Here is a 25,176-nt window from a genome sequence, read left to right as displayed (position 1 = left end):
TCGCGGTTGGTGCCTCTAGCATAGAGGTGGCTCCGGAAACATGTTTCGGCGATTTCCCTACTCGAAAACAGTAAACCCTGCAACGGCCTCCCCATCGGCGGGGTCGTATACCACTGCCACCGCATGCCTCGCACGGGTGAGACCGACATAGAGTTTTGCGCGGGTTTCGGCCTTCAACTGCGATTGGCCATTCTTCAGCCAGTCCATCATTTCTTTGGTGGGATAAATAATGACGCGGTCGAAACCTAGGCCCTTTGACCGTCCAAACGTTAGCACCGGCAGATCGGGAGATGCGATCTTAACGTTCGAGCTCCATCGGAGCTGCACAGGTCGCCTTGTCTCGAGATAACGGGGCAAATCCTTTCGCCGGACGATGAAAAGACCTGCATCAACAGGGGTTGGTTGCCTACAGTCGGGGCATTTGCAAGCGGTCATAGCAGCTAATTTTGGATAGAGCTTCGACGACACTTCGCAGATAGCGGTGCTATTTCGGTGAGATGTCATGAGGCTGGTAACATCAATATCGCAGGTTACCCTTCGGGGAAGCTCCGCCCGAATGAAGTCGGCAATGCCGCCATCCCTGTACTTCTTAAGGCGAGCCTCCAGATGAGTCACATAGGTGACTTGACGGGGATCACCCACCATGACGACGTCGGCGCGGCTTTGGAAGAGCGCTACCAAAATGTCGAGGTCGTGGCCTGCCAGATCTTGCACCTCATCTACGAAAATAAAGGGATAGATACGGGAAAGCCGCTCGATGACAGCACCGTCAGATGCCTCGTTACACCTTATCATCAGCCTCGACAATTTGTCTGAATACACGCGATTTCGACCGTCGAAGTAGCAGCGTCTGAAATCTTCCTCACCCCAATACATGGGACGGCCTTGCCGGTCGCGCCCGCGAAAACCGGATCTCTGCGAAACCAGAAGCATGCCAGCGACATCCCAATCGAACAGCTTGCCTTGAAAGGGCTTGATGCCGTGCTCGATCAGCAGACTGAACCAGGTCTGGATACGCACGTTACGCGGAACGGAGCCATTGATTTCGAAAAATTTGCGCCGGATCTCTTCTTCGTTCGATTCCGTGTAGGTGGTGATGAGGACTCGTTTTTGTTCAACCGCAAGCGCCTGCCTGACGAGGTAGGTGGTCTTCCCCGAGCCTGCGGCGGCAATGACGAGCTTATTCGGTCCCATCATTAGGCGATCGCATCCAGAATATATTTCGGATAATTGATTTTCGCCTTCGCCGAGAAAATGGCCAGCGCGCACTCGGTCTTGTTGTTCTTCATATAACGATGAAGGTTATCGAGATCATGCTTGGTACCGAACAGCCTGTTGAAAGTCTCAACACTATTGGATTTGACCAGCTTCGGCTCAAGGGTGTTATAGTTGAAAGGCTTGCCGCCGAGATCCAAGTCGCCCTTATCCACCACAGGGTCATAACAGATTGTGATATGATCGACGTCCTTGTATTTGGCGTACTTCCTTTCAAGCGCAACAGTATCCCCGTCGTTGTCGGTTACGACCACAACGGGGATTTTCAGCGCCCTCGCCAGTTCGAGAAAACGCAGGAACGAAAGGCCGACCGAGATGACGTCAATCTCGTCATCGATCGGCAATTTTCCCCCGTAGGTATCCATGTAGGCCCGTTGGACAACCAACTCGTCCGCATCGCCCTCTACAAGGATCGACTTCTGCGACAACACGAGACGCAGCGTGTCATAGCCAGGCAGCTTATGGAAAAAGTCGCTCGCGTCCAGATCTTTGATCCGTGTGACCTTCGCTTCCCGTAACAGGATCAGATGGTCCAGTCCAAGTTTGTTCGCGACGAAGCTGCTATGCGTGGTGATGATGACCTGCTTGCCGCTATTGTCGGTACTGATATCGCTGATGAGCTGGTTGAGCTTCGAGTGCGAGAGGTGGTTTTCCGGTTCTTCGATCAGCAAAACGGTGGCTTCGCTATTCTTTTTGCTGCTCAGCGCGAGCCGCGTTTTGATGATGCACTGCTCACCCTTGCCTATATAGTGGAAGGGCACATCCTCAATATAAGTCATGAGGCTGTTTTCCCAGGCGTTATGAGACGACATATCGACCGAGATGCTGACCTTTTTTCGGCTGATCTTCGCCGCCTCCGCTAATCTTTCATTAATTGCGCTCACATTGCCGTCGGCCTTGAAAGCGTCTTTCAGCTTGCGGTGGGCTTGGGATATCGCAACTCGTTCCTTGTCGTCCAAAAACTCTCTGACGATGCGGGAGATGTACATATCCGACCCGCTCTGCACACGCATGCTAGTTGAATCTATGAAGGCCGACTTGACAGGGATGGTGCGTGCCATTGCCGGTTGGCGGGAGAATTCCGACCATTGTACCTGATAGAATTCCAAGGGTATCGAGTTGATCTCTTTGCCCTTCAGCAACTCGGTATAGGCGCCGTCGTATTTCTTATCGAACTCGATTGAGAAAAGGAGGCCACGCGCCTTGTCGTTCTTCTCGGAGTTGCAGTTTCCACGAAGTTCTTCCAGTGCATCGCCATCACCGTCAAGAAATAGCTCAATCTGTATCTCCGGCGGTTGTAGTGGGGCTTTCGTGGTGAGGCTCTCCAGATACGCCCGCTCGATATTCCTGTTAAAGAGATAGGGAGATAGTTCATTGCGAAGATATTTCCCATTCAGCATGCCCGTCAGGCATAGATGGATCGCTTCGAGCAGTGTGGATTTTCCGGCCTCATTGTTGCCAACGATGATATTGACACCCTGATTGAAATCAACCTCGAACCAACCTTCAAAGCATTTGAAATTCTTGATTTTGACCTTTTCGATATACATCGCTCACCCCACTTCCGCGAGGTAACCATAGCTTGTTCCAAAAAAATCGGCGAGCCAAAATGAGCGATTATTGTGCATTGATTGCGACCGGTCTAATGCCAGTACCTGTCGGTACTCTTATATTCCATGCGATCAGCATCGCCGGCCTTGGGCCGAAATCGGAGCGCGGCACCAGATTTTTTGATGTCTGCTTTTGCCTATCGATAACCGGACATCGGACTGTCTGCCTGCGCCCCCCCTAAGTAGACAAACTCGAATATGAACGCAGAGGGCTGGTCGGTCGTGGCGCAAAGCAGATATTCTAACAAACGGTGCGTCTTGGATAAATCATGAGGGACGACCATTCATATAGCAATTCAAATTGGAGCGAGTCGTTTAAGCGGACTTTTTAACTATTCGCTGCGACTGCACATCATAATAACACTCATGCAGCATTCCATTTTGAATGAGTTTGGCTGCTTGGCTCACATGTTCTGGCAACACGTAAAACCATTCGCGTGGACGGATTTTTTTGCCGAATCGGTCTGTAACAAATAAATCAGCAGGCCTCGCAGCTTCGAAAAAGCGATGTAGCAACTCCTCGACTTTAGAACGCGCAAGGTTTTTAAGTTCATAAGTTGCAACGAGCTCAACCGGTGCCATCAGGAATGTCGGATCATTGCGTGCATCGGCTAGGCGTCTTTTGACATCCTGCGATGTGACCCCGATTTTGTATAAAATGTTGCTGACTTCAGCTATTGCCGGATCTTTCGAAAGGCTCCTTGCAACGTAGATTGTGCCAGAAATGTCAGGGCTGTCTGATTGCCACTTTTTATCGAGCGGCCCAAGGCCTTCGCGTTGGATGACACGGGCAGTCTTGTCCTCATTTAGCGATTTGCGGAATGAAGACATCAGCGGATCGCTTTCTGTACCATTAGAGAATATTATCCGCAGACGATGATCGCGTGATCCACCTCGCGATGTCATTTCTGTCTTTTCAGCAATATAGGCGAGCAACCCATTGCGAATGAAAAAATCGCCCTCAAAGGGTTCGATGATTGCTCGGTCTTCCACAATAGTGGCAACGCGCTTTCCGCTGTCGAGGGCTTCCTGTATCTCTTCAAAACGATCTGCAAAACTGGCAAAATCCCGGCATGGGCGATTTTCGGCTCGGTGGTCAGGCACATTGCGCATAGCCGCAGGGGTTATATTGCGGATTGAGAGATGATCTGCATCCACGTCAATGCCATCCTCACCGAAAATATCATCAAGTGAAGCCGGAATTTCATCGGCTGCTACGTCATCGCGCCAGCTAAGAGTTCGTTCCGTTTTTCTTAGATTGAAACTTTGCAGCAAGCCATGCGTATCGGCTGCATGCATCGCCTCTGTCGGATTGGCTGAAATCTTTTCCCAGATCGTGCCAAGTCGCATTTCATAATGATCATCTGCATTGCCATCAGGAAGACGGCGATGGCTTTCGAAGAAAGCGTTGGTTTGATGGACGATTGCGACGTTGCGCTCATCATCTGTGGATTGACCAGCGCGTGCTTTAGAGCGGACATCGAGTAGACCGAATTCATCAGGCTCATTAAAAATGTCATCAAGACTAGGGCGTGGTGACATGGTTTAGTTCACCATTTGGGCGCGTAAAGCTTCAGCTTTTTTGGCTTTTAACCAGGCAAGCGCTTCAGCCATTCTCTTTTCGAGAGCATCAGCAGAATGTACGTTTGGTTCACGGCCCTCAATCGCCCGAAAACGCTTTATCCGTGGCCATAAGGTGCGCGCTTCGTCGTCAGTCATCTGAATGCGCTGGGCAACCATTGCAGACTGGATGTGCTGCAAGATTGACGCATCGAGCGCCTTAGAAGCAATCTCGAAGCGTTCTTTGAATGTGTTGACACTGTCGATCAAATCAATGTCAAGTTCCTGCACATTGATAAATTTCTTCACCAGCCTCAAGAGCGTGTTCGGCGATGCGTCGTTGTCGTCATTATCACGACCAGCGCTATCATAATCGACCGATGTTTCTGCAAAGCCCTGTTCGGCTTCCCGGCGTGTCAGCGTTAAAATATTCATGCGCGCTGCAAGATCTTGGCGAATGGCTTCGGTCTCATCTGCATTCAGGTCGGGATAGCTGTGTTCGATGATTTCGGTCAGCACCATTTGGTTGGCGACTTCGGGCGCAACATCCGGTGCAACTGTGCGTCGATCCATCGCCTGACAGGCTTTGGCAACCAGCTCATGCATGTCTTTTTCACAAATATCGCGTGCGCGATCTGTAGGTGGCTCCATCAAGCCCTTGATGCCGATGGTAACTGTGCCCTGACCATCAACGCTGATCGGATCGCGTATGTCACCATCTTCGCGACGATAGAATTTGAAATTCGGAGCCAATACTTGCTCCATTAAGAGAGCGCCTGATATGGCCTTGAGCATATCGTTGACGGCATCTGCAACAAGGCCGGTTTCAACGCCGGGTTCTGCAACCAGATTGGTGAAGCGCGCAGTTAGTTTGCCCGGCGCATCGCGTGTGGCGCGCCCGATAATCTGGATAATCTCGGTCAGCGATGCACGATAGCCAATGGTCAGGGCATGCTCACACCAGACCCAGTCAAAGCCCTCTTTGGCCATGCCCAGCGCAATGATTACATCCACCTTTTCACGGTCGGCTTTATCGTCACGTTTGCCGTCTTTTGCTTTTATTTCACGCGATAGTGCGGCTTTGACGATATCGCGCTCTGGCCCGTCATCGACCAGATCGGCGATTTTCAGGACGCGCCCGTCTGTTGTTTCAACCAGATCAAAGCCCGTCTCCGGTTCACGGCCAATATGTTTGCCGATCAGATCGAGAATGCGCCCCACCTCGCCATACTTATCATCAAAAGCTTCAGCTGATCCGCGATGCGGAATATGAATAATGGTTTTGAGATCAGTATCGAGCACTTCAGGCAAACCATTGATATAGTTTCCTTTATAGAAACTATAATTAATGCCGAGCGATTTTAGGAACTCATAGCCGTCCAACTGTTCATAATAGGAATAGGTGACGGTGGTGAACTTGTCTTCATCCTCTGGACGCAACACCGGAACCGCATCGCCACGAAAGTAAGAGCCAGTCATGGCCATGACATGCGCTTGCTCGCGCGTGATCAAACGGCGCAGAATTTCACCAAGACGGTTATTGTCAGCGGCAGAAACATGATGGAATTCATCAATAGCGATGAAAACATTGTCGAAGGCTTCAATACCTTGTTCTTTGTCAATGGCATCAAAACCAAAGCGGAAGGTCGCATGGGTGCAGATCAGCACTTTCGCATCGGATGCCAAAAAGTCTTGAAATGCCTTTACCTTCTGGCTGGTGCTGCCGTCTTCCGTGCCACTCAGACACAGGTTCCAGCGCGGCTCGACTTCCCAGTCGGCATCGAAGCCGTAAGACGTAAGATCGGTTGAGCGAAACGAGCTGCCAATAGAGGTTTCCGGTACGCAGACAATCGTCTTTGCCAGTCCCTGATGGTTCATCTTATCAAGTGCGACAAACATCAAGGCGCGACTTTTGCCAGCGGCGGGTGGCGCTTTCAAAAGCAGAAACTGCGCGCCGCGCGCCGCGTAGGCGCGTTCCTGCATCGGTCTCTGTCCCAGCGCATTGGTTGTTTTCGATGCACCCGTGCGGCCATAGGCCATGCTTACAACTTCAACCATGATTTACGCCCCCCTTGGTCTTTTTCTCTACTCGAGCTGAATAGAGCTTGAACAGCTTTTCCAGCCGCTCGGTATCGCTGCGGAATGGCCGCCCAATATACATGGTCTCCAGCAGCTCATCATTGGTCTTGTGAACGGCACGCAGATCGTCTGGCATTTTGTCGGGATCATAAAGATCGGCAATGGTTTTGGGATGATGCTGATAGCGGGTTCTTAATATCTGCCGCGCTGAGGCTGTAAGTTGCTCAAGCTGTTCTGCGGAAAATTTGGGCACTGGAAATGTGTTCCAGCCTAAAGTGTTGGAATAGCGGAAATCGGATTTCAGTTTTCCGCAAACGGTTGCGATCCATACCAGATGCAGGCGCGAAGCAATCAGTGCAATACACCAATCCGGCGCGTCATAGAGGACTTGGTTTAGGTTTGATGAAATCACATCAGCTTCGACGCGAACAACCGGCAGATAGGGCCGGCGTTCAGAAGTAACGCTTGGAACAAGAATGGCGTGGTTTCTTGGAGCCATGTGTTCCCTAAATTGATGAGGACGTTCGGCTAGTTCAACGCCCCCCGGGTCTTTCATGGCCAGTCGCGCAATACGTGTGGCTTTAATACGTTGATTAACAGCAGGTAACGAACGAGCCAATTCTAACTCTTCGTCGCTGATCCAAATGCAATAGCGTTCAATACCTCTTACGACTTCCTGTGATCCCATGAAACGGCGAATGAACCGCTCTGCTGTCGGGTTCTCTAATAAAATACGGTTTCTTTGCTCGGTATTAAGAATGAGTTCTCCGCCATCAACCGGTTTATTCCCATAATTCATATGGGGTAACCCAAAATAGTTTCTACTCGATTTTTCGACGTAAATTGTGGGGCCTTCGAGGAGGTATGGATTGATGTTAACTACTTTAGTTGAGAGTTCTTCATCGAACAGCATTTTTGTGGCAGCGGAACGGTTACGCAACCCAATGATTGAACAAATTACGGCAGCATTTGCTGAAGCATTGTTGCGCCATTTGAAATTGCGATGAGCAAAGCCAATTTCAAGATCAGTTTTGAGAATATGGGGCCAAAGTGCGGGGACAGACTGCCCCTGGCAAATGGAATTAGTTGATACCAAAGCAGCTTTAGCATTGCGCCCGCGAATATAGCGAGACGCCTTAAAAAACCACGCAGATACAAAATCAAATGCGGCAAAGTTTTTAATATGCTTGGCGAAAACAGAAGCTAGATTGGCCTTTTGCTCTTTCGATTGAAAGGTCGAACCCAAAAACGGAGGATTACCAGCGATATAGACCTCTTCACCGTCTTGTGGTGGTGGGCAAACTTGATCCCAATCTCGGCGTAGTGCGTTATCCTGCACAATATTACCGCCGTCACGAAGAGGCAGTAGAGCGGGCATACGGCCAAATACATCTCTAAACCGCGCATTAGCCTGATATTCTGCAATGAACAGAGCCAACTTTGCGGTTTCAGCGGCAAAATCAGTTATTTCAATGCCATAGAAATTTGAGAGTGGGACCGACGACCACAATTCATTCTGCTTGTTGCCAGTGATCTTTTCAATTTTTTGCAGGATGTGTATCTCTCGCTCACGCAACTCGCGGTATGCAACAACAAGAAAGTTTCCTGAACCACAGGCAGGGTCAAACACTTTTATATGCGCCAGCCGCTGCAATAAGGCACGAAGGGCAGGCAACTTGTCATTGGCCTTTTCAATCGCATCATCCAGATCGTCTAGAAACAACGGACCCAGTACCTTCATGATGTTTGGCACCGAGGTATAATGCATGCCCAACTCGGATCGCGCAGAAGGATCGGCGATTGACTGGATCATCGAGCCGAAAATATCTGGATTGATGAGTTTCCAATCCAGATCGCACGCATCGCGCAGGTAGCGGAATGAGAGCGGATCAAAATGTGGTGCATCAATGTGCCCAGCAAAGAGTCCACCGTTCACATACTCAAAATCGGCTACCCAGCCAGGCAATTCCTTGCGCTGGTCTTTTGGTAGGTTCATCGCGGAGAACGCGCTAATTATTGTCGAATGCGCGTGTTCGCCCTTATTGCCACTGTAGGAAAACACAGCGTGGGAAAACTGGTTTTCGCTGAATATGCCAACATCTTCGGAAAACAGGCAGAAGATCAGCCGCGTCATGAATAGGTTCATATCATGGCGGCGCTCATCTGCTGCCCATTCCGGGTTAGCACGCGTTAATGTGTCGTAGAGCTTGGCAAGTTTTCCTGCCGCTTTGACATCAACTGGATTTTCTTCGGCAGGCTTATAGCGATCCTTGCCCGCAGCTGGCAGAAAGAAACCAAAATGAAGCCCCAGCTCGGAAAATGGGCAATGCAGTGTGTCACCGCTTTTGGGGTGCCCTGCGGCAATGGTTTCGCCATCGGTCGCAATTAAAATAGCTGGCTTTGCGGATACGGTCTTTTTGCTGTCGCGTAAGGCATCCAGCGCTTCGCTGACCTTGCCTTGGTCAGCCGGGGCAAAATGGAATTTGCGATTGAGAAGAACACCACCCGGCAAATCCGATTTATTGGTCGTTGTCCGCAGCTTTGAGATCGTTGCTTTGGCATTGTCCGTCGCTTCAGCAAAAGCAAAGCCGAACTCTGCTGGATTAAATGGCGCACTGGCAATTTGATCGAGCGCATCGGCAATTTCGGTGGGATTCATCATAGTAAGTCGCATGCCCCGTGTTTCACCAATTTATGGCTGAACCGTTTGCGACAATCAACTATTGAGCAAGTTATTGTTTAAAGCTGATATTAAATTATAAGAGCAGAAACAAAGGGTTTGGATAGTTGCGGGAGAGCGAAATTGCGGAAATTCATTATCGAAGCTGACGGATTCCCGGATTTGCCAGGAATGATGCTGGTTGTTGTTGAAGCGCTTAAGTCGCTCGGAGGCTCTGCGTCCATTCAAGAACTTGATGAGCAGGTTGTTGAGTTAGAAGCAATTTCCGAAGATGAGCAGTCTTTGATGATGCCAAATGGCCAGTATCGAAGGTTGAATTATTATCTCGCATGGGCGCGCACGTATCTCAAACGCGGCAAAGCGTTGGAGAATTCATCGCGTGGAGTCTGGGCGCTGACCGAACTGGGTGAAAAAATCACCACGCTTGTGCAAACCCAGCAAATTCATAAGCAGGTCAACGCTGAAGAGCGGGAACGTGCGCGACTGAAACGACTGGCCGATAAGGACAAGAATGGCGCGGTGTTGGCGGCACCCGCTACCATGGATATCAGCACAGATATTGATGAAATTGTCGATGCGGATTGGCGCGCGGAATTATTGAATGCACTATTGAAGATCGAACCGGAGGCTTTTGAACGGCTGTCGCAAAGATTATTGCGTGAGGCTGGTTTCGTCAAAGTTGAGGTGAGAGGTAAAACCGGCGATGGCGGCATAGATGGAGTCGGCGTTCTTCGCGTGAACCTTGTTTCCTTTCAAGTCTATTTTCAGTGCAAGCGCTGGAAAGGCAGTGTCGGTGCGAAAGATATCCGCGATTTTCGCGGTGCATTGCAGGGTAGGGCTGACAAGGGGCTATTTATCACGACTGGTAATTTCACCTTTCAGGCGTCAGATGAAGCAACACGTGATGGTGCCATTGCCATTGACCTGATTGATGGTGAGCGTCTCTGCGATTTGCTCAAACAATATGAGCTAGGCGTAAAAACGGAGACAGTAGAGAAAGTCATCGTTTCGGCAGACTGGTTTAAAGGACTGTAATAGCTTTATGCCGTAATAATGTTAGTCCTTTCGGGAGATGTACTTAACAGCATTTCCTGATTTTCCTTGAGAATTGCCATTTCAAGATCAGTCAGCGGAAATTCTTCGATAAACCGACGATCTTCATAAGCATCTTTCAAATCAATATCATCAGGAAAGCGGCCAGCTTTAATTATTTCTTCCCACTCGCGATCAACGACGTAATAGAACTTATCATCCTCTGCACCACCATTAGCGAAAAACAAATAGCCTCGTGCGAAATTCTCGTGAAAGGCAATGTCATGAACAAGTTTTTGCAGGGAGCTGATTAAAGCAGAGCGGCTTATCTTTATTGAAATTATGGAAAGCAGATTTCGCGCATTTGAATCAAATTCACAATGAAGCTTCAATGTTTCATCTGCATCATATGTCCATAAGCAATTTTTATGATCTGATACATAAACAGCCGGATAGCCGCCTGCAATTAATGAGGTAACGAAATCGGAAAGCTTTTGCAGGTCGTCGTTGAAATCATCAATGATAGTTTCAAATATGGCGTCTTGATCGTGGACCTCAATCGCAATTGAACCTGTGGTAATTTGTTTAAGCTTGAACATTTTTTAGCTCATAGTGAGAGACCAGCATTTTTTGGGGCATTTTCAGATATTAATATCATCGTATCGATCGGTCGAGATGTACGCAATTATCAACAATTCTAAAATGACCGGGCGGTGTCAGCCGGTTTTTAGGGCCAGTTTTGCCAACATAGCTTCGATCTTATCCAGCCTGTCCTCTCGATTTTCTATTGTTGGAACACTCTGAGGATTTAATCCAAGGATGATTTCGGACTGCCGGCCGCTGGCAACAGTGCCGTAGCTGGTAAATGTCGTGAGTACGCCTTCGTGTCCCAAGTTCTGGCTCCATGCTTTGAATTCTTCGGGCGTCCGACAGACGCGCTCGCCCAGCTGGGCAAGTGTGTTTCTTATACTGTGCGGATTGGCATATGGAAGTTTGGCAGCTTCAAATGCGACTTTGAATATTCTGCGTATAGGAGCAGCAGAATGCCAATGGTTGCGCGTTAGACCTGATGGCGCGAAGAGGCCATTTGAGTTCGTTGTCACCTCAGTTGAGGGAAAAATGGGATCGTCCGGACCAAAATGGTAATTGGTTTGCAGGTGCTTAATCCATTCGCGTACAACCGTGTTAACAGCATCGCCGACAGGAAAGAAATAGCTGGTGAAAGTTTTCCGATTTTTTGTGGCGACTTCACGGGCATCTTGGAACACTGAACTGTCAGTTAAATTCACGTGCTTTAATTTCATTGAAGCGATGGCGCTATCTCGTGCTCCCGTTTGCAACGTGAAAGCGATAAGAGCTCTGTCTCGAAGCTCTACATCGGTGGTTGTCGGCATCATGCCAATGACGTGCAAAACCTGCTCTATGGTGGGGGTACGTTTTTCTCGACGAGCAGTTGCAATGCGGCTGTCATTGGCGGATGGGTTGAAATACTCAGCATCAGAATATTTCAGTTTTGCGCGGTAGCCATGCTGACCAGCGAGCCAAATGAAGAACGTCCGTAATGCCATCAGTCGCGAATGGATGGTTGACTTCGATAATGGCAGTTTGGATGTGGCGTTAATTTTATCATTCAGATGCTGTTTGAAGGCTTTCGCACGCTCAATGTGAAACAAAACAAAATCACGGTAATTGGTAAATCGTTCAAACTCAGCGATAGCAGCAGCGGCTTTGTCGACGCTGCTTGATTGCATGCGTTTTGACTCCTCTAGATAGAGAAAATAATCGCGCTTTACGCGCTCGTTTTTCGGATTGGTTTTCTTCATAATTTGAGCCCTTACGAACCGGAAGTTTCAACAGGGGAAATGTTTATGGATTAGGCCTAAATGGCCTTGGGGAAATTGATCGTGATTTTTCCCGCGATTTCATCGATTTGAGCCAATGAAATATTTTTGTAAGTAGTTGTCTTACAGGTAGGGCATTGGGCTTTCAGCTGACCGCTGAGAGAAGTCATAGGCAGATATTCCGCAACAAACTGACTTGCAGGCTGTGGTTTCTTGCACTTGAAACAGTAGAGCTCGATAAGTTCACATGGCCGCTGGGGGATACGTTTGTTTTTGAGGAATTCGACCAGATGCTTTCCTTGTATGAGGAAAGGGCGCTGGTCGTTCAACACAGGCAAGCCTTTGACGATCCAATTACGGATCGTCTTTTTGGACACGTGCAACTTTCGGCTAATTTCGCCGTAGGTATAGTTGCGATGCATGCGGAGGCTGCGGTGATTGTAACGGCGAGACATTAGCGGACTCCCTTTTGAATGAGAGCGTGAATGTCTTCTGCACGCCAGACCGTTATTTTGGGGCCGAGTTTTAAGGGCTTAGGGAAGCGCCCATCTTTTACGCCTGCCCACCAAGTAGACTTGCTGACAGGGATTAGGCCGCGTGGTGCGATAATTTGGTTCAATCGGACAAAGCCGGTAGTCGGGAAACTCTGGATCTCGTTCATCGTTTGGCCTCGTAGGGTGAAGGATGAACGAGACCTAATTTGTGCAGAATATTTATTGTCCGAATTCAGAAAGAAAATTCCGATTTCGGAAAAAATAGGACCTAACTATTTGATTTAATTTCATCTACGATTTCTGCCGCTTTTGATAAGTGGCTTTTTATCGTAGCGACATCCATGCTTAAACCTACTCGTTCAAGCTCCGTCAGGATCATGGAGGGAGATGACGAGTTGCGCTTATCAGGATCGAATTTATATCGTGATACGGCGATAGCGTAGAGAATTTTATATAATGATGTGTCTGCGCGTGCAGTGGCGGCCTTATGTTGGTTGCCGGACGTCTGGGCTTGAAGTTTATCCGCAATCTCCGCGCTAATCGGTTTGCTTTCCGCCGATGAATAGGGAGCAGCGGTTTTTATTAATGTGGATATTTCTGCCGACAATAAGATGTTTTTTGTTTTCGCCCATGCGGCGAAACGATCCGGTGGCATTTTTGGCATTATTTGGCGAGCTTGCTGTGCTCGGCGACAAATCTCAGTTCGTTGCGTTATATTTTGGTAAGTAGCTCCTGGAATTCGGTGGCGAAATTTCCGCAAGTTTTCCGGTGTTGCTTTTGTTGGACAAAGATCAAACGAAAGGGCAATAAACTCATTGATGGTCCAATGTTCTAAGTTGCACCAAAATGCTATGTCATCGCTGGCAAGTTTCCATTGTTCGAGTATGGCTTGAGGTTGGTCAACCTCTCTGAAAAAATTGGGAAAGCCGAGGCCATCGTATGCGTCGCTGTCGCGATCACGGTCGCCTTGCTCATAATGATTTTTAGCGGCAGCGTGGGTCTTATGAAGCTCAACTTCAGACAGGTTTAGCAGCGCAAGCCGCCTATTCGCCCTGTCCCTCTTGTCTGCCGCTCCTAGAAAAGCACCGAGTCCGGGGCCTAGGCTGGCACGGGCTGGGAATTCCCAGTTTAAGATGTCTTGAATCATTTTGTCTCGGTAGTTGTCGTCAAATAAGCTCAAAATGATGTAACTCCCTGTTTGGAGGATAAAGCAAAACCTTGAATTTTTTCGCTCCACCATTCCATCATCTTGATCCGTTCTTCCCAGTAGAGGGAGCGGTGGTAAGCTCGGCGCACTTCGTCAGCACCAACATGTGCAAGTTCTGCTTCAATGGCATCCGCAGACCAGAGATTACTTTCATTGAGCAAGCTTGATGCGCTGGCTCGGAAGCCATGGGACGTTGCCTCATCAGCTGTAAAGCCCATGCGTCGTAATGCGCTGTTCAGCGTATTTTCGCTCATTGGGCGATGCCGGGAATGAACGCCTGGAAAGGCAAGATCTGTGTAACCGGAATATTGTTTAAGCTCGGACAATAATTCTCTGACTAGCGGGCTCAGGTATTTTTTGTGTTCGCGACGCATTTTCATCCGCGATGCGGGGATTGTCCAAACATTCTTATCAAGATCGAATTCTTTCCAGCATGCTTGTCGTAGTTCGCCTGGGCGCGGAAACATCAGCGCCATCAATTTAAGGGCAATACGCGTCTCTGGGTTTCCTTCATATTCCCATATGGATCGTATTAGGCCGGTGAATTTATCTTTCTCAGTGATTGCGGCTCTATGCGTGACAGTGGGAGCAATCAGAGCGCCGCGCAGTCCAAATGTAGGGTCATTGTCCGCGCGTGCAGTAGCGATGGCATAGCGGAAGACTTGACTGATGGTGGATCGAAGTCGGCGGGCGGTTTCGTAATTACCTTTCGCCTCAACCTTCTTGAGTGCTAGCAGAATTTCGGGCGCTTTAATTTCATGGATTGGTTTTTGACCAAAGTCGGCCTTAGCCATATCCAGAAGCCATTTCTTCTTGGTGAGCGTGACTGCAGCTTTACCTTCACATTCCAATTTTTCTACGAATTCATCGGCGACATGGGTGAAGGTGATTGCAGACTGAATGAGGCGCTGCAACTTATCTGATTTGAGTTTCTCGCCAGGGTCGATTTGTTGTGTCAGCAATTCGCGGGCTTCATCACGTTTGGTGCGTGCATCGCGCAAACTCACCAAAGGGTATGATCCGAGCGATAACGTCTTTTGTTTCCCCTGGAATCGGTAGGCGTATCGCCAGAGTTTTGAACCGTTAGGCTGTACCAACAAAAACAGGCCATTGGCGTCGCTGTATTTTCTTGCGCTAACACCTTGTTTTAAAGCCTTAATTGCCGTGTCGGTCAGCGCCATTGTTGGTATCACTTTTCCAGAATTTGTTGGTATTGGGCTCGATACCAACAAATGTACCAACAAATTTCTCGGATGCAATCGGACGACGTCAGACTGTAAGATACAAAAAAGCCCGCTTACGCGGGCTTTTTGGGATGCTTCTGGACCTTGGTAGTGGTCTGAAGACTTGGAAATGGTGCCCAGAAGAGGACTCGAACCTCCACGCCCTTGCGAGCGCCAGCACCTGAAGCTGGTGCGTCTACCAATTCCGCCATCTGGGCGACGAGGACCCATCTAAGGGGTCGGCCTGTCTGTGTCAATCGTGATTTGGAAATTCAGCCAGCTTTTTTTCAGACTATGCCATTTGCCGTTCTGAAACGGTGAAGGGCGCATCACTGCGCCCATTCAACATCGCTCAAGCTTCCAGAATTTCCTTGGATTCGACGCTTGAATCGGCATTGATCTTGTAGATGATCGGAACGCCGGTATTGAGTTCCTGCTTGAGTATCTGTTCGGGTGTCAGTCCGTCGAGTGCCATGATGAGCGCACGAAGCGAATTGCCATGGGCGGCGACCAGAACCGTTTCACCGCGCAGCACATGTGGCTGGATTGTGTGCAGATAATAGGGCCAGACGCGCGCGCCCGTATCTTTCAGGCTTTCGCCGCCCGGGGGCGGGACGTCGTAGGAGCGACGCCAGATGTGCACCTGTTCCTCGCCCCATTTGGCGCGAGCATCGTCCTTGTTGAGACCGGAAAGATCACCGTAATCGCGCTCGTTCAAAGCCTGATCGCGAATGGTTTCAAGATCGGATTGGCCAAGCTCATCCAGAATATGCTGGCAGGTCGTCTGCGCACGTGACAATACGGAAGTATAGGCAATATCGAATTTGAGACCCGCAGCCTTGAGGCGCTGGCCTGCGGCCTTGGCTTCCGCGTGCCCCTGTTCGGTCAGGCCCGGATCACGCCAGCCGGTGAACAGGTTTTTCAGGTTCCATTCGCTTTGACCGTGACGGACCAGGACGAGGGTGCGGGACATAGGCGATGCTCCATTATGAGGGTTGGAAACGGGATATTGAAATTATTCGGTCAGACCCAGCACATCGCGCATGGAGTAAAGGCCGGGCTTTTTGCCGTATGCCCAAAGGGCGGCCTTCACGGCCCCACGTGCGAAAACCGTGCGGTCTTCGGCATGATGCGAGAGAACGACACGTTCGCCGGGGCCAGCCAGTATGACAGAGTGATCGCCGATGACAGAGCCGCCGCGCAAAGTGGCAAAACCGATTGTTCCTGCTTCGCGCGCCCCGGTATAGCCGTCACGCACGCGCACGCTTTTTTCAGCAAGGTTTATGGCACGGCCTTCGGCTGCCGCCTCGCCCAAAAGAAGGGCGGTACCTGATGGCGCGTCGACCTTGTGCCTGTGATGCATTTCGAGCACCTCGATGTCGAAATCCTGCGGGTCGAGTGCTGCAGCCGCCTTTTCGATCAGCACTGAAAGAAGATTAACGCCAAGGCTCATATTGCCTGACTTGACGATTGTCGCATGGCGGGCTGCGGCAAGGATTTTTTCATCATCTTGCGTGGAACAGCCCGTAGTGCCGATGACATGAACGATGCGGGCCTGCGCAGCATAACCTGCAAAGGCAACGCTTGCGGCTGGAGTGGTAAAATCGAGAATGCCTTCGGCTTTTGCAAAAACCGGCAGAGGATCGTCGGTAATGGACACGCCAAGCGTGCCAAGACCTGCGATCTCGCCTGCATCCCTGCCCAAAAACGGAGAACCGGCGCGTTCGATGGCACCGACAAGTTTTGCGCCATCCATTTCTATAACACAACGGATGAGGGTCTGGCCCATGCGCCCGCCGGCACCCACCACGACAAGACCCATGTCGCTGTGGCTATTATGCGTTTCAGCGCTCATTGGCGTCTCCTGCGGCTATTCTTTCGTTGATATTTGCGTCATCGCCGCTTTGCAGGCGATAAAAGCGGGCATAGACACCATTTGGAATGTCGATCAGCGTATCGTGGCGACCTTCTTCCACTACGCGGCCGGCTTCCATGACTACGATACGATCGGCATTGACGATGGTCGAAAGACGATGCGCAATAACGATGGTCGTGCGGCCCTTCATAATGGTTTCAAGCGCCTGCTGCACCCGCTTTTCCGATTCATTGTCGAGCGCGGATGTCGCTTCGTCGAGGAGCAGAACCGGTGCGTTGCGCACGATGGCGCGCGCAATGGAAATGCGCTGGCGCTGGCCACCCGAAAGTGTGGCACCGTTTTCGCCGACCGGGGTGTCGTAGCCCTGTGGCTGTTGCAGGATAAAATCATGCGCATTGGCAAGCCTGGTTGCGCTGATGACTTCCTCATCACTCGCATCGGGGCGACCATAGCGGATGTTATCTGCAATGGTGCCTTCAAACAGGTAAGGCTGCTGGGAGACATAGGCCACCGAATGACGCAGCGACGCCTTGGTGACTTTTGAAATATCCTGCCCGTCATAGAGGATGGTGCCCTGGTCCAGATCGTAAAAACGCTGGATCAGGCCGATCAGCGTTGATTTTCCGGCACCCGATGCGCCAATGATTGCGGTCGTCTCACCCGCTTTGGCAACAAAGGACACATCATGCAGGACAGGCGATAATTCGCTATAGGAAAAATGTAATCCTTCGAAGCGGATTTCGCCTTTGTCGGGCTTCAAGGCCGGGGCATCAGGAGCGTCACCTTGGTGCGGTACGATATCCAGCACTTCATAGATCATGCGCGCATTGACCAAGGCCCTTTCAAGCCCGACCTGAAGGCGGGCAAGGCGGCGAGCCGGATCATAGGCAAGCAAAAGTGCAGTGATGAAGGCGAATGTCGCGCCGGGTGGCTGTTGTTCGAGAATGGCGCGATAGCCACTATAGGCAAGCACGCCCGAGACGGCAAACCCGGCGAGGATTTCCGAAATCGGTGTGGTGCGTTCGGAGACTTTGGCGATCTTGTTGCTGCGGCCCTCCGACTGGTCGATCAGATTGCCAATCTTGGCGCGCAACTGCTCTTCCATCGTAAAAGCCTTGACGATGGTGATGCCCTGCACGGCTTCCTGCATGGCACCCAGAAGGTGCGAGTTGAGATGCACGAGATCGCGTGTCACCGAGCGAATGCGACGCGAAATATAGGCGACCGCCAGTATGAGCGGCGGGCCGATCAGGAAGATCGCGGTCGAAAGCAGCGGGTCCATATAGAACATCATCGCGACAAGGCCGACGAGCGAGATAAAGTCGCGGGCAATCGACGAGATTGTCATGTTGAGCAGATCGCGAATGCCGGAAACGTTCTGGTTGATCTGCGCTGCCAAGTGGCCGGAACGATTGTCGTTATAGAAATCGAGGCCCAGCTTCATGAGATGATCGAATATACGCTTTTGATAACGTGCGACCAGATTATTGCCGATCTTGGCCAGTTCCACCGCCTGCACATAGCCGGAAAGCCCGCGCAGGATAAACACAGCCAGAATCGACCCGCATATGATCCAGATCAGTCCGAGCTGCTGCTCGTAGAAAATCTTGTCGATCATCGGCTTCATCATATAAGCGAGCGCACCATTGGAGCCACCAACGATGAGTGAAGCGACGATGGCGATAAAATAGTTCTTTTTATATTCGCCGATGTTTTCCGATAGCATGCGGCGGATGACGCGCGTTGCCTCGCCGCCATCAATCTTCTTGTTTTTTTTCCTGAAGAAACTCACGTGCTAAAGCGCTTTTTTGTCTGTTGGCCCGCCGGTTAGCGCGGGGCGATCATTGAAATATGCGTTTCTATAGCGCTATCCGACAAGCTTGACCATCCTCAAGACTTTTGAGGATGCTTATCGCCCGCTGCGCCAGCGTCTGCCTTCGGTTGCGACTTCAAAGCGTTGGGGTGTGCGGGCAAATGCCGAAAGACCGCTAAGGGCTGCAAGCGGATAGGTGATCACATGAACCGGAATATCACGCATGATGACATTGTGCGGGGCCTTGTCCTCGAATGCGGCACGAAATACGCCGGATTTGAGCGCAGGCAAAATACGTTGCGGGATGCCACCTGAAAGATAGACCCCGCCATGCGCCATGAACACCAGCGCCATGTCACCGGCGAGGCGGCCGAGATAGGTGGCAAACAGTTCCAGCGTTTCGCGCGCCTGCGCATTGCTGCCGTCAAGACCGGCGGCCGTGATATCAGGCGGCGTTTGCAATGTGGGTGTAACGTTGTCGGCGGTGCAGATTGCCACGTAAAGATTGTGCAAACCACGGCCGCTCAGGATCTGCTCGCCTGCGACACGGCCTTCCATCGTCTCGATATGTGGGAAAATCTCGCAATCGCGTTGAGAGCGCGGACCAATATCCACATGACCGCCTTCGCCGGGAACCGGAACCCATGCCCTGCTTGTATAAACAAGGCCTGCAACGCCAAGGCCGGTACCCGGTCCAAGAACGACACGGGTTGCGTTTGGAGCATCTGCTTTGCCGCCGATCTGCTCCATATGCTCGCCATCAAGGGCGACGACTGCAAGCGCCTGTGCCTCGAAATCGTTGAGCACGGTAACGTCTTCGAAACCAAGCTCTTCAATCATATTCTTGGGGCGCACGATCCAGTCGCAATTGGTCAGGTCGATCTCGTCGCTCTCAACCGGGCCTGCAACCGCCAGAATGACCGAGCGCGGCTTGATCGGGCTATTGCTGAGAATAGCACTTTGAATTGCTTCATCGATCGTGGCGTAATCGGCCGTCTGCAGCACAGCAAATTCGTGCGGTTCCGCATTGGCATCCGCAAGGACAAGAAAACGGGCATTGGTGCCGCCGATATCGCCGACGAGAACTGGAAACTGGAAATCATGTCCGGCATCGATGGTCGTTTGCATTCTTCTTCCACGTCATTGATAAAGCCCGAGACATTTATCACAGGCGGATTATGAAACTTAATGATTAATCGAGAGCTTTTATCAGCTTTTCCGCAGTGGCGCGGTTGAGCGCCATGGGTATGTCATAAACGCTGCCAAGCCTCGTCAGCGCTTTGACATCGACATCGTGCGGCAGGGGCGACATCGGATCGATGAAGAAAATCAATGTCTCGACTGTGCCTTCCGCAATCATGGCACCGATCTGCTGATCACCGCCCAAGGGGCCGCTTTTGACGCGGTGGATATTAAGCGAGGGACAAGCTTCCTGAATAAGACCGCCGGTGGTGCCCGTAGCAACGATGTCATAGCGTGACAGGGCCTTTTCGTGCGCACGGGCAAAAGCTACCATATCGTCTTTTTTCTGGTCATGGGCGATCAAAGCAATGCGCAGGCGTTCCGTCATGAAGTTGATAACCTTGTTATTTTCTGTCTTTGCAGTGGCCATAGAATTAAATCGTTATAAGTTCTGAGCCAAGACACAGTTTTATCGCAAGACGCTTTTTCATTGCCCGCCATAGGTGACTTCGGCGAGTGAATTGGGGGCAGGGGCGTTGAGCACCGTGCTGCATGCCTTGGGCAAATCGGACACCATGACCGGACGTGGTTTTTTTGGCGGTTCCGTGAACGGTTTGGCTGGTTTCCATGGCTCATCCGTAAACCACCAGGCAAGCGACTTGTCGCAGCCGTCGCCCGCTGCGACCTTTGGTTGCGGCTTACAGTTGGGCGATCCCGGCAAGCAGGAAAGCCGCACATGGAAATGATAGTGATGCCCCCAATAAGGGCGCACCTTGCCAAGCCAGCCGCGGTTCCCTTTGACCGTGTCGCAAAGTTCTTTCTTGATGCCGGGATGCACGAAGATGCGCTCGACCTCCGGGTAGCTTGCAGCGTTTTTCAGCAAAGCCGTGCGACTGGGCGTCCATTTGTTTGGATCGACGAAAAGAGTATCTTTCTTCAACATCGAGACAGCAGATACACTTTCACGTTCCGCATCGCTAAAGCGTTTCTTCGGCATCGGCGTCAACCATATATCGGCATCGAGACCGACCTGATGCGAGGCATGTCCCGTCAGCATAGGCCCACCGCGCGGTTGCGAAATGTCGCCGACCAGCAGGCCCGGCCAGCCGTCTTTCGCGGCGTCTTGTGACAGCTTTTCCAAAAGGCCGATCAGGCGCGGATGGCCCCAGCGGCGGTTGCGCGAAAGCCGCATCACCTGCCAGTTTGGACCGTCGACAGGCATGGCGACAGCGCCGGTAAGGCAACCCTTGGAATAAAACCCGATAGCCTGCGGTGGCGTTACGGAGGGCAGTTTTTTGCCTCCGAAAGCTTGTTTGGCGGGGACATCCTGTGCAAGGGCTTCAGGCGCGATCATCGCGCCCAGGCAGGCCGCAAGAATAAGGCGCGGCCAGAATCGTAATTTCGATACAGGTGCCATCGGCAATTCCTCGAAACAGGTACGCCCGAATCATTCGGGCAGAATGCCGGAATTATGCTTTGCAATCCGTCATACGGCAATCATCGCCAATTCTCATTGCGCCACATGGCGGAAAAAGCCGTGCGATAATCGGGATAAATGAACTCGTAGCCGAGCGCTTGAATACGGTTGTTGGAAACCCGCTTATTCTCCCCATAAAAAGACCGCGCCATGGGGTTCATGTCAGCGTCGTCAAACGGGATTTCCGGCGGTGGCGTCACACCCATGATGTTGGCTGCGAAACTGACCACATCCTGCGGGGGAGCGGGTTCGTCATCGGTGATGTTGAAGATACCGCCAGTGGTTGTTCCTGCGAGAAGGCGCAAAGTGCGCGCAATATCTTCGACATGAATGCGGTTGAAAACCTGATCGGGCTTGATAATGCGGCGTGCCGTGCCGCGTTCCAGATTGATGAAAGCGTTGCGGCCTGGCCCATAAATGCCCGAAAGTCTGAGGATAGCCAACGGTGTGCCATGCGTCTCGCACAAAAGCGTCCACGCCTGCTCGGCTGCCAGACGTTCAAGGCTGCGGCGTGACGTAGGCTTGCAATGGGCTGTTTCATCGACCCATTCGCCGTTGTGATCGCCATAAACACCGACAGTTGAAAGATAACCAATCCAGCGAATGGTGTTGTCCGGACGCTGCAAGGCCTTTTCAACCAGCGCAAGGGAAGGGTCGCCCTTCTCGCCGGGGGAAATCGAGATCACAACATGGGTGGATTTGATGAGTTGGTCGAGAAGATCGGGCGAAGAGGCTTCCTCATTGAAAAACAGCGGGGATATGCCGGCTTGTTCGAGTGCTGGAAAATTCTGCTCGTTGCGTGTGGTGCCCGCAATATCTTGGGCTTCTCCCACCATCAGACGTGCAAAAGCTTTTGCCGAATATCCGGCCCCGAACAGAAATATGCGCATATCAGCTTGTCTCCATGCTCCACTCGGAGAGCACCGTAGCATCCTCTTCCGTCAAGGCCAGTCGTTTTTGCAGCCGCATGACTGCCATTGGGTCGGCCAGTTGCCTGAGCGCCCAGATTGCGGTTCCCCGTACTACAGGTGCCGCATCTTCCAGCAAGTTTTCGATGATGGGCAGAAGCGTTTTATCGTTGGAATTGCCCGCAGCGATCAGCACATTACGGATGAAACGATCGCGCCCTATCCGCTTGACAGGGGAGCCGGAAAATAACGCGCGAAAGGCGGGATCATCAAGTGTGAGCAGATCGGCAAGATGTGGCGCTTTGAGATCCTCACGGGCTTTCAACTTCAATTCGCTGGCCACTTGCGCGAACTTGTTCCATGGGCACACGGAAAGGCAATCGTCGCAACCATAGATGCGGTTGCCCATCGATTTGCGGAATTCAGGCGGGATCGGGCCTTTGTTCTCAATGGTGAGATAGGAAATGCAGCGTGCGGCATCAATCCGGTAAGGTGCTGGAAAAGCTTTGGTCGGGCAGGCATCTAGACAGGCGCGGCAGGACCCGCAATGATCACGATCAGGCTGGTCAGGCGGAATTTCCGCCGTGGTGAATATTGAACCCAGAAACAGCCACGCACCCAGTTCCCGGCTCACCAGATTGGTGTGCTTTCCTTGCCAGCCAAGGCCAGCGGCTTCAGCCAGCGGCTTTTCCATTACTGGGGCGGTATCGACGAAAACCTTGACATCCTGTCCGGCACGCGCAGCAAAACGGCTTGCCATATGTTTAAGCTTACCCTTGATGATGTCGTGATAATCGCGGTTTTGCGCATAGACAGATATGGCGGCGCGGTCTTTCTGCTCAAGGACTGCCAGCGGATTGACGTCCGGTCCATAATTCATCGCCAGCATCATGATGGAGCGTACTTCTGGCCATAACACGCTGGGATTGGCGCGACGCTCTTCCGTCTCCTCCATCCAGAGCATATCGGCGTGATGGCCCTCGGCGATGTATTGGCGTAGCCTTTTCGGCGCTTGCGGTATGGCGTCGGGCGTGGTGAAGGCGACCGCATCGAAACCCACAGCTTTTGCCTCCTCGATCAGGAAGCGCTTGAGCCGGAGTTCTTTGGGTTCAGAAGTCGAGATCGCCATAATGGGCCACCGGGGACAGTCCCCGTACACGGTCGTTGAGGAGCGGACGGAAAGCAGGACGCGATTTCATGCGCGCATACCAGTCACGCGCGGCTTTTATTTCAGCCCAGTCGATTTCACCCAGATAATCGAGCACTGAAATGGCTGCGGCTGCAGCCATATCGGCATAACTTGGATGAGCGCCCCCCAGCCAGTCACGGCTCGCTGCCAGCCAGTCAATATATTTCATATGCTGGCGGATATTGGTGCGGGCGGCGCGGATGGCGGTGGAATCGGGCGAACTGCCGCCCATTTCGGCCGCCATTTGCAGCTTGAAGACGCGTTCGCGTGCAAGATGCCGCGTAACCTCGTTTTCGAGCTTGATCAGGAACCAGTCGACCAGACGGCGCACTTCGGCGCGTTCCATCGGGCTTTCGGGCAACAGACGACGACTGCGCTTCAACGCGCCACGTGTCTCGTCGAGATATTCGGCAATCACCGTTGCACCGACCACCGGCAGGTCGCGTTCAGCCAACAGAACCGGCAGGGTCGCTGCCGGATTGAGGGTCAAAAACTCCTTACGCCGCGCCCATGGCCGTTCTTCGATCAATTCCGCCTCCACGGCATATTCGCCGAGGATAAGCCGCACATAGCGTGAGCCTGTGGACATGGGATGATGAAAAAGCGTTAGCATGATTGACGCGCTACTCTTGACTGCAAACTGTTATTGATGAACCAAAATGCCTGTTGCTGGTATTTGCACCTGCGGCAGGCTATCTCTGTTATCTGGTCCTGTTTTCTGGCGATTCGCGCCATCTCAACGGAATATTTAGTTTATAGGGACTATGCCTGCACGAGACAAGCAATCGCTGGGCAATCGCTGGACGGGGCGGTTTTTCACGTTCTCATGCTTAATGTTTCGTCAACACATGCCGTCGCCACACCGCACATCTTTCAAGGCTCTGACTTTATGGAAATTTATAATCTTCTGGAAGCCGCTTTTCTGGGTCTCATCGAAGGTTTGACGGAGTTCATCCCCGTTTCCTCAACGGGCCATCTGCTGTTGATCGGTCACTTTTTGGGGTTTGATTCGACCGGTAAGACCTTTGAAGTCCTCATTCAGCTTGGCGCAATTCTGGCTATCCTCACCGTCTATTCGGCGAAATTGCTAAAAATCCTCAGTGATTTTCCGCGTGATGCGCACACGCGGCGCTTCGTTTTCGGTATCCTGGTCGCATTTCTGCCTGCCGCTGTCATCGGCGCTCTGGCGCATGGCTTTATCAAGAGCGTGCTGTTCGAAACCCCGATGCTGGTCTGCATCATGCTGATCCTCGGCGGTTTCATTCTGTTGTGGGTCGATCAGCTCGATCTGAAACCGCGTTATCGCGACGTGATGGACTACCCGTTGCCCATGTGTCTTGCCATCGGCTTCGTACAGTGCCTTGCCATGATACCGGGTGTCTCGCGTTCGGGTTCCACCATCGTCGGCGCACTTTTGATGGGGGCGGACAAGCGCTCTGCGGCGGAATTCTCGTTTTTCCTCGCCATGCCGACCATGGCGGGCGCCTTCACCTACGACCTTTATAAAAGCCGCAACATCCTGTCGCTTAATGATGGCGCATTGATCGCGGTTGGTTTTGTCATGGCGTTTATTTCGGGCGTTTTCGTGGTGCGTTATCTCCTGGATTACGTGTCGCGCCACGGTTTCAAGCTGTTTGCATGGTGGCGGCTGATCGTCGGTGCCGTCGGCCTTGCAGCGTTACTGGTCTGGGGGTGAGAAGCGGTCCGCGTATCGAACAAAAAGTCAACGA

Annotated in this window: 22 protein-coding genes and 1 tRNA gene; 2 read left to right on the top strand and 21 right to left on the bottom strand. The window is 51.6% G+C overall.

Annotated elements, in window-relative coordinates:
• Window positions 1-57 precede the first annotated feature (57 nt).
• From AAIB41_RS07305 to AAIB41_RS07285, 5 genes are all read right to left on the bottom strand, one after another.
• Complete coding sequence (locus AAIB41_RS07305) at window positions 58-1,197, bottom strand: UvrD-helicase domain-containing protein (protein ID WP_343312647.1); 1,140 nt, start codon at window positions 1,195-1,197, stop codon at window positions 58-60.
• Window positions 1,197-2,825 (bottom strand): AAA family ATPase, encoded by a 1,629-nt coding sequence (locus AAIB41_RS07300; RefSeq protein WP_343312646.1) that lies wholly within the window; start codon window positions 2,823-2,825, stop codon window positions 1,197-1,199. The genes AAIB41_RS07305 and AAIB41_RS07300 overlap by 1 nt, the downstream gene beginning before the upstream one ends.
• Before the next feature lie 375 nt (window positions 2,826-3,200).
• Window positions 3,201-4,184, bottom strand: a complete 984-nt coding sequence (locus AAIB41_RS07295; protein WP_343312645.1) for a GIY-YIG nuclease family protein — start codon at window positions 4,182-4,184, stop codon at window positions 3,201-3,203.
• Between the two features lie 246 nt (window positions 4,185-4,430).
• Window positions 4,431-6,503, bottom strand: coding sequence for a DEAD/DEAH box helicase (locus AAIB41_RS07290; protein WP_343312643.1), 2,073 nt, complete (start codon window positions 6,501-6,503; stop codon window positions 4,431-4,433).
• The gene (locus AAIB41_RS07285) at window positions 6,496-9,186 is read right to left on the bottom strand and encodes a DNA methyltransferase (protein WP_343312642.1); all 2,691 of its coding nucleotides are present in this window, start codon (window positions 9,184-9,186) and stop codon (window positions 6,496-6,498) included. The genes AAIB41_RS07290 and AAIB41_RS07285 overlap by 8 nt, the downstream gene beginning before the upstream one ends.
• A 141-nt stretch (window positions 9,187-9,327) precedes the next feature.
• Between AAIB41_RS07285 and AAIB41_RS07280 the strand changes: the two genes are divergently transcribed.
• Window positions 9,328-10,239: a restriction endonuclease gene (locus tag AAIB41_RS07280; protein ID WP_343312641.1), complete on the top strand. Its 912-nt coding sequence runs from the start codon at window positions 9,328-9,330 to the stop codon at window positions 10,237-10,239.
• Between the two features lie 5 nt (window positions 10,240-10,244).
• Here the strand turns inward: AAIB41_RS07280 and AAIB41_RS07275 are convergent, their stop codons facing one another.
• The 16 genes from AAIB41_RS07275 to AAIB41_RS07200 form a co-directional block, all read right to left on the bottom strand.
• Complete coding sequence (locus AAIB41_RS07275; RefSeq protein WP_343312640.1) at window positions 10,245-10,835, bottom strand: hypothetical protein; 591 nt, start codon at window positions 10,833-10,835, stop codon at window positions 10,245-10,247.
• A gap of 117 nt (window positions 10,836-10,952) precedes the next feature.
• The gene (locus tag AAIB41_RS07270) at window positions 10,953-12,059 is read right to left on the bottom strand and encodes a tyrosine-type recombinase/integrase (protein ID WP_343312639.1); all 1,107 of its coding nucleotides are present in this window, start codon (window positions 12,057-12,059) and stop codon (window positions 10,953-10,955) included.
• A 56-nt stretch (window positions 12,060-12,115) separates the two neighbouring features.
• A complete protein-coding gene (locus AAIB41_RS07265) occupies window positions 12,116-12,532 on the bottom strand; it encodes a helix-turn-helix domain-containing protein (RefSeq protein ID WP_343312638.1) in 417 nt (138 codons plus the stop codon).
• Window positions 12,532-12,738, bottom strand: a complete 207-nt coding sequence (locus AAIB41_RS07260) for an AlpA family phage regulatory protein (protein WP_250039001.1) — start codon at window positions 12,736-12,738, stop codon at window positions 12,532-12,534. Before AAIB41_RS07260 ends, AAIB41_RS07265 begins: the two co-directional genes overlap by 1 nt.
• Window positions 12,739-12,839: 101 nt before the next feature.
• The gene (locus tag AAIB41_RS07255; RefSeq protein ID WP_343312636.1) at window positions 12,840-13,718 is read right to left on the bottom strand and encodes a hypothetical protein; all 879 of its coding nucleotides are present in this window, start codon (window positions 13,716-13,718) and stop codon (window positions 12,840-12,842) included.
• Between the two features lie 29 nt (window positions 13,719-13,747).
• Window positions 13,748-14,959 (bottom strand): integrase arm-type DNA-binding domain-containing protein, encoded by a 1,212-nt coding sequence (locus tag AAIB41_RS07250; RefSeq protein ID WP_343312635.1) that lies wholly within the window; start codon window positions 14,957-14,959, stop codon window positions 13,748-13,750.
• Between the two features lie 173 nt (window positions 14,960-15,132).
• Window positions 15,133-15,219 (bottom strand) — tRNA-Leu (locus tag AAIB41_RS07245).
• Between the two features lie 134 nt (window positions 15,220-15,353).
• On the bottom strand, window positions 15,354-15,974 hold the full coding sequence (locus tag AAIB41_RS07240; RefSeq protein ID WP_343312634.1) for a 2,3-bisphosphoglycerate-dependent phosphoglycerate mutase: 621 nt from the start codon (window positions 15,972-15,974) through the stop codon (window positions 15,354-15,356).
• A gap of 42 nt (window positions 15,975-16,016) precedes the next feature.
• On the bottom strand, window positions 16,017-16,856 hold the full coding sequence (gene dapB, locus AAIB41_RS07235; protein WP_343312633.1) for a 4-hydroxy-tetrahydrodipicolinate reductase: 840 nt from the start codon (window positions 16,854-16,856) through the stop codon (window positions 16,017-16,019).
• Window positions 16,846-18,669 carry an ABC transporter ATP-binding protein gene (locus AAIB41_RS07230; RefSeq protein WP_343312632.1) on the bottom strand — a complete coding sequence of 608 codons (1,824 nt, stop codon included), beginning with the start codon at window positions 18,667-18,669 and terminating at the stop codon, window positions 16,846-16,848. The genes dapB and AAIB41_RS07230 overlap by 11 nt, the downstream gene beginning before the upstream one ends.
• Window positions 18,670-18,786: 117 nt before the next feature.
• Window positions 18,787-19,818 (bottom strand): glucokinase, encoded by a 1,032-nt coding sequence (locus AAIB41_RS07225; RefSeq protein ID WP_343312631.1) that lies wholly within the window; start codon window positions 19,816-19,818, stop codon window positions 18,787-18,789.
• Window positions 19,819-19,882: 64 nt separating this feature from the next.
• Window positions 19,883-20,260, bottom strand: coding sequence for a methylglyoxal synthase (locus tag AAIB41_RS07220; RefSeq protein WP_343314698.1), 378 nt, complete (start codon window positions 20,258-20,260; stop codon window positions 19,883-19,885).
• A gap of 99 nt (window positions 20,261-20,359) precedes the next feature.
• A complete protein-coding gene (mepA, locus tag AAIB41_RS07215; RefSeq protein WP_343312630.1) occupies window positions 20,360-21,289 on the bottom strand; it encodes a penicillin-insensitive murein endopeptidase in 930 nt (309 codons plus the stop codon).
• An 80-nt stretch (window positions 21,290-21,369) separates the two neighbouring features.
• Window positions 21,370-22,239 carry an SDR family oxidoreductase gene (locus tag AAIB41_RS07210; RefSeq protein WP_343312628.1) on the bottom strand — a complete coding sequence of 290 codons (870 nt, stop codon included), beginning with the start codon at window positions 22,237-22,239 and terminating at the stop codon, window positions 21,370-21,372.
• A 1-nt stretch (window position 22,240) separates the two neighbouring features.
• On the bottom strand, window positions 22,241-23,386 hold the full coding sequence (queG, locus tag AAIB41_RS07205) for a tRNA epoxyqueuosine(34) reductase QueG (RefSeq protein ID WP_343312627.1): 1,146 nt from the start codon (window positions 23,384-23,386) through the stop codon (window positions 22,241-22,243).
• Window positions 23,367-24,059: a glutathione S-transferase family protein gene (locus AAIB41_RS07200; protein ID WP_343312626.1), complete on the bottom strand. Its 693-nt coding sequence runs from the start codon at window positions 24,057-24,059 to the stop codon at window positions 23,367-23,369. The genes queG and AAIB41_RS07200 overlap by 20 nt, the downstream gene beginning before the upstream one ends.
• A gap of 276 nt (window positions 24,060-24,335) precedes the next feature.
• Here AAIB41_RS07200 and AAIB41_RS07195 point away from each other — a divergent pair, with 276 nt between their 5' ends.
• Window positions 24,336-25,142, top strand: coding sequence for an undecaprenyl-diphosphate phosphatase (locus tag AAIB41_RS07195; RefSeq protein WP_343312625.1), 807 nt, complete (start codon window positions 24,336-24,338; stop codon window positions 25,140-25,142).
• The last annotated feature ends 34 nt before the right edge of the window (window positions 25,143-25,176 follow it).

The organism is Brucella sp. BE17 (assembly GCF_039545455.1).
Taxonomy (GTDB): Bacteria; Pseudomonadota; Alphaproteobacteria; order Rhizobiales; family Rhizobiaceae; genus Brucella.
The sequence above is the reverse complement of the archived record's forward strand: the minus strand, read 5'-3'. Positions and strand labels throughout refer to the sequence as shown.

Coding starts and splice junctions, on each gene's coding strand:
- AAIB41_RS07305 (WP_343312647.1), bottom strand. CDS start 1,197: ATGATGGGACCGAATAAGCTCGTCATTGCCGCCGCAGGCTCGGGGAAG.
- AAIB41_RS07300 (WP_343312646.1), bottom strand. CDS start 2,825: ATGTATATCGAAAAGGTCAAAATCAAGAATTTCAAATGCTTTGAAGGT.
- AAIB41_RS07295 (WP_343312645.1), bottom strand. CDS start 4,184: ATGCATGCAGCCGATACGCATGGCTTGCTGCAAAGTTTCAATCTAAGA.
- AAIB41_RS07290 (WP_343312643.1), bottom strand. CDS start 6,503: ATGGTTGAAGTTGTAAGCATGGCCTATGGCCGCACGGGTGCATCGAAA.
- AAIB41_RS07285 (WP_343312642.1), bottom strand. CDS start 9,186: ATGATGAATCCCACCGAAATTGCCGATGCGCTCGATCAAATTGCCAGT.
- AAIB41_RS07275 (WP_343312640.1), bottom strand. CDS start 10,835: ATGTTCAAGCTTAAACAAATTACCACAGGTTCAATTGCGATTGAGGTC.
- AAIB41_RS07270 (WP_343312639.1), bottom strand. CDS start 12,059: ATGAAGAAAACCAATCCGAAAAACGAGCGCGTAAAGCGCGATTATTTT.
- AAIB41_RS07265 (WP_343312638.1), bottom strand. CDS start 12,532: ATGTCTCGCCGTTACAATCACCGCAGCCTCCGCATGCATCGCAACTAT.
- AAIB41_RS07260 (WP_250039001.1), bottom strand. CDS start 12,738: ATGAACGAGATCCAGAGTTTCCCGACTACCGGCTTTGTCCGATTGAAC.
- AAIB41_RS07255 (WP_343312636.1), bottom strand. CDS start 13,718: ATGATTCAAGACATCTTAAACTGGGAATTCCCAGCCCGTGCCAGCCTA.
- AAIB41_RS07250 (WP_343312635.1), bottom strand. CDS start 14,959: ATGGCGCTGACCGACACGGCAATTAAGGCTTTAAAACAAGGTGTTAGC.
- AAIB41_RS07240 (WP_343312634.1), bottom strand. CDS start 15,974: ATGTCCCGCACCCTCGTCCTGGTCCGTCACGGTCAAAGCGAATGGAAC.
- dapB (WP_343312633.1), bottom strand. CDS start 16,856: ATGAGCGCTGAAACGCATAATAGCCACAGCGACATGGGTCTTGTCGTG.
- AAIB41_RS07225 (WP_343312631.1), bottom strand. CDS start 19,818: ATGCAAACGACCATCGATGCCGGACATGATTTCCAGTTTCCAGTTCTC.
- AAIB41_RS07220 (WP_343314698.1), bottom strand. CDS start 20,260: ATGACGGAACGCCTGCGCATTGCTTTGATCGCCCATGACCAGAAAAAA.
- mepA (WP_343312630.1), bottom strand. CDS start 21,289: ATGGCACCTGTATCGAAATTACGATTCTGGCCGCGCCTTATTCTTGCG.
- AAIB41_RS07210 (WP_343312628.1), bottom strand. CDS start 22,239: ATGCGCATATTTCTGTTCGGGGCCGGATATTCGGCAAAAGCTTTTGCA.
- queG (WP_343312627.1), bottom strand. CDS start 23,386: ATGGCGATCTCGACTTCTGAACCCAAAGAACTCCGGCTCAAGCGCTTC.
- AAIB41_RS07200 (WP_343312626.1), bottom strand. CDS start 24,059: ATGCTAACGCTTTTTCATCATCCCATGTCCACAGGCTCACGCTATGTG.
- AAIB41_RS07195 (WP_343312625.1), top strand. CDS start 24,336: ATGGAAATTTATAATCTTCTGGAAGCCGCTTTTCTGGGTCTCATCGAA.